Origin of the sequence: uncultured Tissierella sp. (genome assembly GCF_902479755.1) — a bacterium.
Taxonomy (GTDB): Bacteria; Bacillota; Clostridia; order Tissierellales; family Tissierellaceae; genus Tissierella; species Tissierella carlieri.
The window spans coordinates 69,220-78,817 of the sequence record NZ_CABSQO010000021.1 but is presented as its reverse complement, the minus strand read 5'-3'; the positions used below and the strand labels follow the sequence as shown (position 1 = coordinate 78,817).

The 9,598-nt window shown below is 28.8% G+C and carries 8 protein-coding genes; 7 read left to right on the top strand and 1 reads right to left on the bottom strand.

All coding sequences use genetic code 11. From position 1 onward, the window contains the following. Positions 1-78: 78 nt before the first annotated feature. The 6 genes from vanR to RDK80_RS12165 all read left to right on the top strand — a co-directional run bounded on the left by vanR (position 79) and on the right by RDK80_RS12165 (position 8,293). Positions 79-765 (top strand): VanR-ABDEGLN family response regulator transcription factor, encoded by a 687-nt coding sequence (vanR, locus tag RDK80_RS12190; RefSeq protein ID WP_308524411.1) that lies wholly within the window; start codon positions 79-81, stop codon positions 763-765. Next, complete coding sequence (locus RDK80_RS12185; RefSeq protein ID WP_216554501.1) at positions 755-1,897, top strand: cell wall metabolism sensor histidine kinase WalK; 1,143 nt, start codon at positions 755-757, stop codon at positions 1,895-1,897. The genes vanR and RDK80_RS12185 overlap by 11 nt, the downstream gene beginning before the upstream one ends. Positions 1,898-2,033: 136 nt before the next feature. Continuing rightward, on the top strand, positions 2,034-5,021 hold the full coding sequence (locus RDK80_RS12180) for an insulinase family protein (RefSeq protein ID WP_308524410.1): 2,988 nt from the start codon (positions 2,034-2,036) through the stop codon (positions 5,019-5,021). Positions 5,022-5,211: 190 nt separating this feature from the next. Further along, the gene (locus RDK80_RS12175) at positions 5,212-5,892 is read left to right on the top strand and encodes an N-acetylmuramoyl-L-alanine amidase (RefSeq protein WP_308524409.1); all 681 of its coding nucleotides are present in this window, start codon (positions 5,212-5,214) and stop codon (positions 5,890-5,892) included. A 240-nt stretch (positions 5,893-6,132) separates the two neighbouring features. After that, on the top strand, positions 6,133-7,605 hold the full coding sequence (locus RDK80_RS12170; protein ID WP_308524413.1) for a DUF1538 domain-containing protein: 1,473 nt from the start codon (positions 6,133-6,135) through the stop codon (positions 7,603-7,605). A 1-nt stretch (position 7,606) separates the two neighbouring features. After that, the gene (locus tag RDK80_RS12165) at positions 7,607-8,293 is read left to right on the top strand and encodes a P-II family nitrogen regulator (protein WP_235601311.1); all 687 of its coding nucleotides are present in this window, start codon (positions 7,607-7,609) and stop codon (positions 8,291-8,293) included. 52 nt (positions 8,294-8,345) lie between these two features. Here the strand turns inward: RDK80_RS12165 and RDK80_RS12160 are convergent, their stop codons facing one another. Further along, positions 8,346-8,654, bottom strand: a complete 309-nt coding sequence (locus RDK80_RS12160; protein WP_094901576.1) for a hypothetical protein — start codon at positions 8,652-8,654, stop codon at positions 8,346-8,348. Between the two features lie 152 nt (positions 8,655-8,806). On the opposite strand from RDK80_RS12160, the gene RDK80_RS12155 reads away from it, so the two are divergent. Further along, the gene (locus tag RDK80_RS12155; RefSeq protein WP_094901578.1) at positions 8,807-9,568 is read left to right on the top strand and encodes a MerR family transcriptional regulator; all 762 of its coding nucleotides are present in this window, start codon (positions 8,807-8,809) and stop codon (positions 9,566-9,568) included. The last annotated feature ends 30 nt before the right edge of the window (positions 9,569-9,598 follow it).

The following is a 9,598-nucleotide window of genomic DNA, read 5'->3' as shown; positions in this document are numbered from 1 at the left end:
ATATATGTTATTATATATTTACATATATAAATAAAAATAGGTTTAAAATAAAATTATTAACTATGAAAGGAGTAAAATATGAATATATTGGTTGTAGATGATGAAAAGGAAATTGCGGACTTAGTAGAGCTGTATTTGGAAAATGAAAACTACAGTGTACATAAATTTTATGATGCAGGAGATGCTTTAAAGTGTATAGAAAGTGTACCCCTTGATCTTGCTATACTTGACGTTATGATGCCAGACATAGATGGATTTACTATTTGCAAAATTATAAGAGAAAAGCACACTTTTCCAGTGATTATGCTGACCGCAAAGGTGGAAGATATGGATAAAATAACAGGTTTAACTATTGGTGCTGATGATTATATCACAAAACCATTTAATCCATTAGAGCTTATAGCAAGAGTTAAGGCTCAGATTAGACGTTATACGAAATATAGCGGAAATGATAAGCAATCAGATAATATAATTGATTTTTCAGGACTTGTTATCAATAGAAAAACTCATGAATGTACTTTATTCGAAAAGCCTCTTAATCTTACTCCTATTGAATTCTCTATTTTATGGCTACTTTGCGAAAATAGAGGCAGGGTCATAAGTTCTGAAGAAATTTTTGAAAAGGTATGGGGTGAGAAATACCTTGATAATAACAATACTGTAATGGTTCATATACGTAGACTCCGTGAAAAAATGAATGAACCATTTAAAAATCCTAAATTTATAAAAACAGTATGGGGAGTTGGATATAAAATTGAAAAATAACTATCAAGAATTAAAGATGAAAATTTTATTCCGAATGTTTGTAAATTTAGGAATAGCAGCAATTTTAGGGTTTATTATATTAAAGGTTTTTATTGATGGTATTCTACAAGATCCATTTGCAAGATTTGTTATTAGAACATGTGAAATTTTGGGATTTAGTAACGCTGATGCATATAATATATATGGGCAGGTTTTTAGAAATAATAAAAAAACCTTATTAACTGTAGGATTTATAATGCTAATTATAATTTTCTTTTATTATACACTTTCTAAAGTAACCAGATATTTAAATCAAATAGCAGATGCAGTAGATCGAATTGCTGATGAGGATGAAAGTATAATTCTTCTTCCAAATGAACTTAAACCAATGGAGGATAAATTAAATCAAATAAAATTAACATTGAAACAGCGAGAAGCTGAAGCAAAAGAGGCGGAGCAGAGAAAAAATGATCTTGTAGTATATTTAGCACATGATTTGAAAACTCCGCTTACATCGGTTATTGGTTATTTAAATCTACTCCATGATGAGAAACAAATCTCTGAGGAGTTAAGAATGAAATATTTATCTATAGCTCTTGAAAAAGCAGACCGTTTAGAGGATTTGATTAATGAATTTTTTGAAATCACGAGATTTAATATGCAGAATATAATTTTGGAAAAAACTAATGTAAATCTTGCAAGAATGATGGAGCAATTAGTTGATGAAATGTACCCTTTAATGAGTGAGAAAGAACTTCATGTGAAATTAAACTTAATAGATAATATTTCCATTGTTGGTGATAGTGACAAACTTGCTAGGGTATTTGATAATCTACTTAAAAATGCAATTAGTTATAGTTTTATATCCAGTGAAATCAAGATAATTGTGGAAGAAATTATAGAAGGAGTAAATATTAAAATAAAGAATAATGGAAAACCAATTCCTTCACATAAATTGGATGGGATTTTTGAAAAGTTTTATCGCCTTGATACTGCGAGAACATCTAGAACAGGTGGTGCAGGTCTTGGACTTGCCATAGCAAAAGAAATTGTAGAACTTCATGGGGGGCAAATTAAAGTTGAAAGTTGTGAGGAATATACAGAGTTTACTGTATTTCTACCAATTGAAAATAAAGTTAAATATGAAATGTAAGAAAAATTTAAGGTTTTCTAAATATTATATTAATAAATGTAGGTTTCAAACTTGATAAAGTATTATTATCTAGTTTGAAACTTTTTGATTTCAACAGATTAGATAATTTAAATTTATTAAATAGGAGGAATTTTATATGCTCAGAAAGCCAAAGTTAATTTCTTTAACTTTAATATTTAGTATTATTTTTTCATATTTTCTTTCTTCTTCAGTTATCGCTGAAAAAGAGAATATTAGTCACGGGTTTAAAATCATATCGTCAAAGAAGGTTGATGATATAAAATCTACCATAATTACATATGAACATATAAAATCAGGTGCTCAGTTAATTCATATGAAAAACAATGATGATCAAAAATTCTTTTCCATTAATTTTAAAACTCCTCCCACTGATAATACAGGAGTAAACCATATTATAGAACATAGTGTCTTATGCGGATCTAAAAATTATCCTGTTAAACAGCCTATTGTTCAAATGCTTAATAGATCTATGGGTAAACTTATAACTGCATCTACTTCTCAAGATTATACATCCTATACAGCCGATAGTACTAACCAGAAAGACCTTGAGAATTTGATTAATGTTTTTTTAGATGGGATTTTTTATCCTAATATGCTAGAAGAACCCAATATATTTAAGTCAGAAGGATGGAGTTATGAATTGGATTCTAAAGAATCAGACTTTAGAATTAATGGAATTGCATATAATGAAATGAAAAATATGTACTCTGATCCAGGAATTTTATTAATGAAAGCCATAAAGGAATCCTTATTTCCAGATACTTCATACAAATGGGAATCAGGTGGATTTCCCGAAGAAATACCCTCTTTAACAAGAGAGAAATTTATACAGACATATAAAGAGTATTATAAACCATCAAACTCCCTTATTTTCTTATATGGAAATATTGATACAGATAGGATATTAAAGCTTATAAATGATAATTATCTAAGTAAATTTGATAAAGAAAAGATAGATATTTCTATATCTTATCAAAAACCATTTGAACTCCCTAAAACATTTGCAGTAGAATATAGTATTCCAAAAGAATCTGATTCTAAAAATAAGACAAATATATCTTATAATTATGTAGTAAGTAATTTCTCAGATAAAGAAACAGTGATAGGTTTTCAAATTTTAAATGAGCTTTTAATGGGAGATAAATTTTCTCCTTTAAGAAAAGCTCTTGAAGACAGTTCTCTTAGTGACATGGTATTCTCTGATTTTAGAGCTAATGGCATCCAGCCAACTTATGGAATTTATATCAGTGATACAGAAGAAGAAAATAAAGATAAAATTAAAAAGATAATAGATGACACTCTGTTAAAGATAACGCGGGAAGGATTTAAAGAAGAAGATATAAATAAAGTGCTGGATTTCATTGAAAGAAGAATAATATCTAACCCAAATGTTGATCCCTTTTATTTCAGTATGAGAATGACGGAATCATGGGTTTATGGAGAAAAATCACCTAAATTCCTAGAAAACAAGGATGTTTTTGATAAAGTTAAGCAAAAGATAAAAAGTGGTTATCTAGAAAAACTTATTGTAGATTATCTTCTTGAAAATAATCATTCATCTACTGTAATATTAAAACCTGTTAAAGGCCTTGAAGATAAAAATACTATGGAACTTAAAGAAAAACTAGCTAAATATAAGTCAAATTTATCTGATGCAGAAATAAATAGTCTTGTAAATCAAACTAAAGAGTTAAGACAGTGGGCAGATACTCCAGACTCACAGGAAGATTTATCTGAATTACCATATTTATCTAAGGAAGATATAGATATAAAAGTTAGTGATTTTCCCACAGAAGTAAAAGAAATAGACAAAGTAAAAGTTTTATATCATCCTGTTCCTTTAGATGAAGCATCATATATAACTTTTTATTTTGACACAAAGTCTATACCACAGGATAAGTTATCCTATATTAATCTCTTATCTTCAATTCTTAATGATATGGATAATGATATAGTGAGATTTTTTGGACCAAGATTTTATAATATACCTAATAACTCTAAAATGGGTTTAAATATGCAAGCTGCTTTAGTCAAGCTTTCTAATGAAAATATTTCAAATTCATTAAAGTTATTTGGAGAAATAATGAGTTCTATTAATTTCAGTGACAAAGAGCATATAAAGAATATTATTCGTGAAGAGAAATTGAATTTAGATATGTATTATAAAGATTATTCTTATATTGAGTATATTAGCTGGGATAAGATGAATAGTTACTTATCTCAAAATTATAGATATGCTTCAGAGATAGTGAGTCTTGATTATTATAAATTTATATGTAATCTTGATAAAAACTTTGATACAAGGTGGAATGAAATTCAAGAAAATCTTTTAGAATTAAAAAAACATATATTTAATCAAGATACTATGGTAATAAGCTTTTTGGGAGATGCAAAAGGATATAATAGTCTTGTTGAAAATATCCCTAATTTAATAGACAGTATGGATGGTTCAAAATATCCTATAGCAAAATATGAATTTCTTTCTAATAATAAGAATGAGGGTATAATAATGCCTATTAATCTTCAATATGTATTTAAGGGTGGGAATTTTATAGAAGAAGGATATAAATATAGTCCTAAAATGAAAGTTCTTGAGAAAATCATAAGTAGTGAATATCTATGGAATGAAATAAGAGTCAAAAGAGGAGCTTATGGAACTGGAGTTAAAATAAGTGAAGATGGTAAAGTTATATTTTATTCAACTCAAGATCCTAATATAAAAGAGACAATGGAAGTATTTGATGGGGTAGCAGATTTTATAAGAAATTTTAAAGCGACAGAGCAAGAAATGATAAATCATATAATCGGGACTATAACAAATGTTCAAAGTGAGATGAATCCTTTTGGAAAGTTAACTCCTAGTCTAGAAGTTGTTCTTGAGGATGAACTATATTTTTCTGGAGTTACCAAAAATGATATAAGGAGAATGTATGAAGAAATAATAAATACTACAGATGAAGATATAAGAGGTTTTGCCGATATGATAGAAAAAATATTAAAACAAAATTATATATCTGTTGTAGGAGGAGAACAGAAGATAAAAGAAAATAAGAATTTATTTGAAAGTATAAAGACCTTTGAAAACATGATACAATCTAAGTAATAAACTAAAAGTAGTAATATATTATTATAATAATGAAGGAATGGGAGATAAAACAATAATATCTGCCATTCCTTCTAAAAAATTAGTTGACTTTTGGACAAGCAAAGATTAACTAGCTATCAGTTTGATATTGCTGAAGAGTCTTGTCTATTTAAATAAAATATTAGCAATATTCTTGGAGGAAAGACAGATGATATTTAGAAGAATTAGAGCAATTTTTTTGATAATAATATTAATACTTATCTTTTTCAATATATTTCAAAGATTTTCTTTTCTAAAAGGAGATTTTATTTCATCAAAAAAAGTAATAGTTATAGATCCTGGACATGGAGGAAAAGATTCTGGCACTATTAGTGTTAACAACCATTATGAAAAAGATATAAATTTAGAAATAGCTAAAAAATTATATGAAAAACTTATGTCTATGGATTATAAAGTTATTTTAACTAGGGAGACGGATGAATTCGTAGATAACAATTATAGAGCAGATATGGCAAATGAGAAAAAGGCTAGGATATTTGTTAGTATTCATGGCAATGCTATAGAAAATAATAATAGTATAAACGGGATTCAAGTATTATATTACCCAAATAGAAAAAGCACTATTAATGATTCCAATAATGATGTGCTGGCACAAATTATGTTAGATGAATTAGTAAAAGGTACTGGAGCTACTGACAAAGGTATTATAGGTAGAGAAGATTTAATAGTTTTAAATCAGACTAAAATGCCGGCTATAATAGTTGAATATGGTTTTTTATCCAATGAAAATGAAGAGAAACTTTTGTTAAATGATTCTTATCAAGATAAGGTAGTAGATTCTATAGTAAATGGATTGGAATATTATTTAAGTCTAAATCCAGAAAAATAGAAAAATTAAATTAATGAGTGGTAAAATTAAAAATAAAACTATATATGGAATAACAATGGGGTCATTAGTGATTAATGTCCCTATTGTTTCAATTAAAATACTATTTTTGGCAATCCTTTTATTAAAAAAATCTTAGAGAAACGAAAGAAAAGGTTTACATAGAAATAAATTATATACTATAATATATATGAACTAAAAAATATATATTATATACAGAAAGGATGCTGATACTATTTGAACATGTTGACTCAAAAATTGAAAGAGGTTACATTAGCTGTGTTACCAATTACTATTCTGGTGCTGATTTTGAACTTCACCATAGCTCCAATAGGAGCAAATTTAATGTGGAAGTTTATAGTTGGAGCAATATTTATTATATTTGGTTTAGCAATATTTTTGTTTGGTGCTGAACTAGGAATACAATCTATAGGTACTTTAATGGGTTCATCTCTAACAAGGACTAAAAATATATGGCTAATTATAATATTTGGATTCATTCTTGGATTTTTTATAAATGTTGCAGAACCTGATTTGTTAGTACTGGCAAGACAAGTAAGTGACGTGACTTCTGGAGTATTATCACAGACAAGTATTGTAATTGTAGTTTCAATAGGAGTAGGTGTATTAGTTGCTGTTGGATTATCAAGGATTGTATTTAATATTCCATTACACAAACTTTTAACACTATTATATAGTATAATATTTTTTCTAGTAATCTTATCACCTAAAGAATTTCTAGGAATAGCGTTTGATTCAGGTGGAGCCACAACAGGCTCAATGACAGTACCATTCATTTTGGCACTAGGTTTAGGTGTATCTTCCACTCAGGGGGGAAAAGCATCTGAAGAATCAAGCTTTGGATTAGTTGGTATAGCATCTGCTGGTCCTATGATGGCAGTCCTCATAATGAGCCTGTTCTCAGGCATAAAATCTCTAACAGGAAGTTTACCTTATCATTCTGTTAATACAAATGGTATATTAGCTTCCTTCATACATGAAATACCAGTGATATCAATGGAAGTTATAATGGCGATGATTCCATTATTATTCTTATTTTTTATATTTCAAATTATATTTTTTAAACTATCTAAAAAACAACTTTATAAGATTTTAAAAGGTTTGCTTTATACTTTTATAGGCTTTGTATTATTCTTAACTGGAGTAAATGCAGGATTTATGGAGGCAGGATCTGCTATAGGGCATGCTGCTGCATCTCTTGATAAGGACTGGATTGTTATAGCAATAGGCTTTGTTCTCGGATTTGCAGTAATATTTGCAGAACCAGCAGTATATGTATTAAATGAACAGATTGAAGAAGTTACAAGTGGGCATATTAAAAAGAAAGTAATCTTATATACATTATCAATAGGAGTTGCAATTGCGGTATCACTTTCTATGATAAGGATATTAATCCCCAGTATTAAATTATGGCATTTTCTTGTGCCAGGATATCTATTAGCAATAGCATTGTCTTATTTTACACCTAAACTATTTGTAGGTATTGCCTTTGACTCAGGTGGAGTAGCTTCTGGTCCAATGACCGCTACTTTTATATTGGCATTTGCTCAAGGTGTAGCAGAAGCAATAGAGGGTGCGGATGTATTAATGGATGCCTTTGGTGTAATTGCCATGGTAGCATTGACGCCTTTAATTGCTATACAAATATTAGGTCTAATATATGAACGCAAGGCTGGAAAAAAGGAGTTGAACTAAATTGGAACTAGATATGATTAATAAAGAATTAGTTTTATCTGTTGTTATAGTAAACTTAGGCAATGGAAGTAAAATTCTAAAGGAAGCAAAAAAAATTGGTGTAGCAGGAGGGACTATTTTTCTAGGAAGAGGAACAGTTAAAAATCATATTTTAGAAATATTGGGACTTGACGAAGTAAAGAAAGAAATAGTGTTAATGGTTTCAGAAGATAAACTTGAGGATCAGATTCATGAAGTCTTAACTGAAAAATTTCATTTAAATAAACCTAATCATGGAATAATCTTCTCTTTACCTGTAAAGAAGGTTTTAGGTGTAAAAAGTTATGGCAAGTCTGATATGGACCTGAGAATAGGAGGAAAAGATGATATGGAATATGAAGTGATTTTTACTATAGTAGAGAGAGGACTTGGAGAAGAAGTTGTAGATGCTGCTACTTTAGCAGGAGCCAGAGGGGCAACTATTATTAATGCGAGAGGTTCAGGCATACATGAAAATATTATGTTCTTTTCCATGAATATTGAACCGGAGAAAGAAATAGTTATGACAATAGTTGAAAGAGAAAAATCAGATAATATAATAAAGTCTATAAAAGAAGCTATGCATCTTGATGAACCAGGTAAGGGCATAATGTTTGTTATGGATGTTAATAAAACCTCAGGATTATTTAGACACGATAATTTAAATTAAATATTAAAGCTAGTTAGGAAATCTTATATTTTCCTAACTAGCTTTAATATATTTAACCAAGAAATTCGGGCTCCTCAATAATGTCAGATCGCGCTGCCTTTTGAACAATTGTAAAATGAATGTTATTATTACTATGTAAGTCATAGGGATATATTGCACCACAATTTCTGCATTCAATATATTCATTACTATTTAATAATTCTCTATTATCAAATAAAAAGGGTAATGCTTCATCTTTATCACTTAAATTCTTTGTCAAAGGTGTTTCTAATTTGTATGTATATAAATAAGTAGCTTCCCTCTTAATTTCAAAATAGACTCCTTTACATTCGGTACATACTAAATATTCATTAGTATCCATAATTCACATCCCTTTCTAAGATATCAAGATTTAGTTTTAGGTTATTTAATATTATTAACTTTATTGAGATTATATATTACAGAAATAAAGGATAACTATTGACATTGACGTAACGTAAAGGTGTATAGTAAACTTGTAAGGAGGTGAATGAAATGGAATATACAGTGCAAAGGTTGGCTAATCTAGCAGGAATTAGCAGTAGAACACTTAGATATTATGATGAGATAGGAATTCTTAAGCCGGCAAGAATTAATTCATCAGGATATCGAATATATAGTAATAAAGAAGTTGATAGATTACAACAGATATTATTCTATAGAGAATTAGATATGGATTTAGAGAGTATAAAAAAGATAGTGACATCAGTTTCTTTTGACGAATCCTCTGCACTTATACAACATCGTGAAAAACTCCTTCAAAAAAGAAATCAAATAGATTTGTTAATAGCTAATGTAGAGAAGACTATAGCATTAAAAGAAGGGAGAATTAAAATGAGTGATAAAGAAAAGTTTGAAGGTTTTAAACAAAAAATGATTAGTGATAATGAAGAGAGGTTTGGAAAAGAAGCTAGAGAGAAATATGGAGATGAGCAAGTAGATAAATCAAATAAAATGCTAAGAAACATGACTGAAGAACAATATAAAGAGTTACAGAAACTTGGTTCTAATGTGATAGAGACATTAAAATTAGCATATGATACTAAGAATCCAGGAGGAGAACTAGCACAAAAAGCAGTAGATTTACATCGTCAGTGGCTAAGTTATTTCTGGGATTCTTATACTAAAGAAGCACATGCTAATCTTGCTCAAATGTATGTTGAGGATGAAAGATTTAAAGAATATTATGATAAGGAGCAGCCAGGGCTAGCGGAATTTTTAAGAGATGCAGTTTCTATCTATGCTAATATGATTTAAAATAATAAGATGAAAAAAGCGATTATTTAA